The 2,923-nt window shown below is 63.0% G+C and carries 2 protein-coding genes; both read left to right on the forward strand.

Going from position 1 to position 2,923, the window contains the following annotated elements:
* Nucleotides 1-366 precede the first annotated feature (366 nt).
* Nucleotides 367-1,914: a DUF3300 domain-containing protein gene (locus PG5_RS19180; RefSeq protein WP_020798778.1), complete on the forward strand. Its 1,548-nt coding sequence runs from the start codon at nt 367-369 to the stop codon at nt 1,912-1,914.
* An 80-nt stretch (nt 1,915-1,994) separates the two neighbouring features.
* Entirely contained in the window at nt 1,995-2,837 is an 843-nt protein-coding gene (locus PG5_RS19185) for a DUF2950 domain-containing protein (protein WP_052024700.1), read from the forward strand.
* The last annotated feature ends 86 nt before the right edge of the window (nt 2,838-2,923 follow it).

A 2,923-nucleotide genomic window follows, 5' to 3' on the forward strand; every position in this document is an offset into this window, starting at 1 on the left:
GCCGATGGCTCCGACCGCCTGCAAGGCAACACCGTCGCCGCCGATGGCTCCGACCGCCTGCAAGGCAACACCGTCGCTGCCGATGGCTCCGACCGCCTGCAAGGCAACACTGTCGCCTGACCCCATCGCTGCACCGCACCCGCAAAAAGCCCGGCCTGATCAGCCGGGCTTTTTCGTGTTCACTGCACTGAGCGGCATCCATCGACTGCTATTGGTCCGGGAACCGAACGTATTCCGGGCAGATTTTTTTTGTTTGCTACTATCAATGGACGGCGTCGAAGTTGAGGTCCGGGTTTGCACGGTCGGCTCGCATTCACCTGGCATTGATCCACTCATTTCAAATCTGCCTGACCACAGGGAGCTGTGATGCGTACTCCATTTTTTTACGTGTTGTCAGCGATTTTTTTTCTGAGCAGCCCGCCCCTCGTGGCGCAGGCGGCGGATACAGCCCCCACCCCGACAGCCAGCCCTGCCAATACGGCAGCGGCCACGGTGCCCGCCAAAGACCCGGTATTTACCCAGGAACAGCTGGATCAAATGCTCGCGCCCATCGCGCTCTACCCGGACCCGCTGCTGGCACAGGTGCTGATGGCGTCCACCTATCCCGGGGAAGTCGCCGAGGCCGTCACCTGGTCGAAGGCTCACCCAGACGCCAAGGGCGATGACGCGGTCAAGCAAGTGGCGAACCAGCCCTGGGACCCGAGTGTGCAGGCGCTGGTTGCCTTCCCGCAGGTCTTGGCAACACTGGGGCAGGATCCGGTCTGGGTCCAACGCCTGGGTGACGCCTTCCTGGCGCAGCCCGACGACCTCATGAATGGCGTGCAACGCTTGCGTCGCCAGGCCCAGGCAGCCGGTAACCTGCAGAGCAACCAATATCAGAACGTAACGATCCAGAACGCTGCGCCACCGCCCCCCGCATCGACCGCCACGACCACAACGCAGGCTCCGGCCCAGGCCCCCGCCAGCAGCAGCTCCACCATCATCATTCAGCCGGCCGATCCGCAGGTGGTGTACGTCCCCACCTACAACCCGACAACCACCTACGGCACCTGGGCCTATCCCGCATCGCCACCTGCCTACTATCCGCCGCCGCCCGCCTATTACCCCGGTCAGGCGCTGATGGCCGGGCTGGCGTTTGGCACCGGTGTGGCCATCGTCGGTGCGCTGTGGGGTGAATGTGACTGGGGTAATAACGACGTCGACATCGACGTCAATCGCTACAACAACATCAATGCCAACAACCGCATCACCAACAATCAGAACAAGTGGCAGCATAACGCCGCGCATCGCAATGGCGTGCCCTATCGGGACAACAGGAGCCGCGAACAGTACGGCCGGCAACTGGGAGGTGCCAGTCAGCGCCAGGCCTATCGAGGGGACAATGCCCAGCGCGCCCAGGCGCGTGAAAATGCCCGTAGCTCGATGGACCGGCACGGTATCGAACGACCTGCCACCAGCAACCTGGAGGCCCGTGATCGGGCGCGTGAAGCCCAGTCCAGGGCCTCGGCAAGCAATCGGATGCAGGCCGGCGCAGACAGACCGAGGGCGGCCGATAGATCAAATGCAGCCGATAGGCCAAGGGCGGCTGACCGCAGCCAGGGCACTGCCAGAAACACCCGGGAGAATCAGCAAGCGAGGAATCAGCAGCCCAGGAATCAGGCAAGTCAGCGTGCCCAGGGTAACCCGCAGGTGCGCCAGGCGGCGCAAAACCGCCAGGCCTCGCCGGCCGTCAATAGAGGCAGTGCCCGCAACAATGCCTTCGCCGGCGCGCGTTCGCCGTCACAAGCCAACCTGCAAGCCAATCGTGGCCGAGCCAGCCAGGCTTCCTTCCAGCGCCCCAACGCCTCGCGGGCAGCCGGCCATCAGATCAGTCGGCCATCCGGCGCAGCGCGTTCAAGGGGGGGCCGCCGTTGAATAACCATCTTCGAGTAAAGGCACGCAAGGGCGCACTTGTGCAAGCCTTGGCAATCACGGTCGCCCTGGCCTGGTCGTGCATGGCGACGGCGCAGCAGGAATTTGCAACGCCGGAAAAGGCCGCTGAAGCATTCGTCGAAGCATTGGGTACGAAAAACGCCGATCAGAAACGCCTGGCCGAGTTGCTGGGTGAAGACTGGCGCAGTTTCATCCCTCGCGACGGTGCCGAGCGCGAAGACGTGGAGGCGTTTTTGAAGCAATACCACGAGCAACACCAGATTGAAAAAACCGGCGACAACAAGGCGATCCTGTCGGTGGGCAGTGAGCACTGGACACTGCCTATCCCCATCGTAAAAGGCGCGAAGGGTTGGCGTTTCGACATCAAGGCCGGCAGTGCGGAGCTTCGTACCCGGCAAATTGGCCGCAACGAGCTGGCCGCGGTGCAATCGGCGCTGGCCTATCACGATGCCCAGATGGACTACGCCTCGGTGGATCGCGACGGTGACGGCGCCCTCGAATACGCGCAGAAAATCTTCAGTACCGCCGGCAAGCACGACGGACTCTATTGGGCGGACGACGATAGCGGACAGATCAGCCCGTTGGGGCCCGAGTTCGGCAAAACCATAGCCGGCCAACCCTGGCATGGCTACCGCTTCCGCATCCTGCTGGGCCAGGGGCCTTCCGCACCGGGCGGGGCCTATAGCTACCTCATCGGGGACAAGATGAGCCGGGGCTTTGCACTGATCGCCTGGCCGGCGAAATACGGTGAAACCGGGGTGATGAGCTTCATGATCAGCCATGAGGGACAGGTCTTCGAAAAAGACCTGGGGCCTGGTAGCGAAAAGCTGGCGCAGGCGATGAAGCGCTTTGATCCGGATGACAGCTGGACTGAAGTGCCGGCCGATGAAGAGAAGGCGGACTGACTCGAACCCGTGACGCTCTGCGTCACCACTGCGCGGACCCCAGCCTTGCGTTGCTATCGGAACGCGGAGCGTCCCTGGCGGCATTC

It is taken from the genome of Pseudomonas sp. G5(2012) (assembly GCF_000408945.1).
Taxonomy (GTDB): Bacteria; Pseudomonadota; Gammaproteobacteria; order Pseudomonadales; family Pseudomonadaceae; genus Aquipseudomonas; species Aquipseudomonas umsongensis.

Bases quoted from the DNA above. Each gene is read 5' to 3' on its own strand.
- PG5_RS19180 (WP_020798778.1), top strand. From the start codon at position 367: ATGCGTACTCCATTTTTTTACGTGTTGTCAGCGATTTTTTTTCTGAGC.
- PG5_RS19185 (WP_052024700.1), top strand. From the start codon at position 1,995: ATGGCGACGGCGCAGCAGGAATTTGCAACGCCGGAAAAGGCCGCTGAA.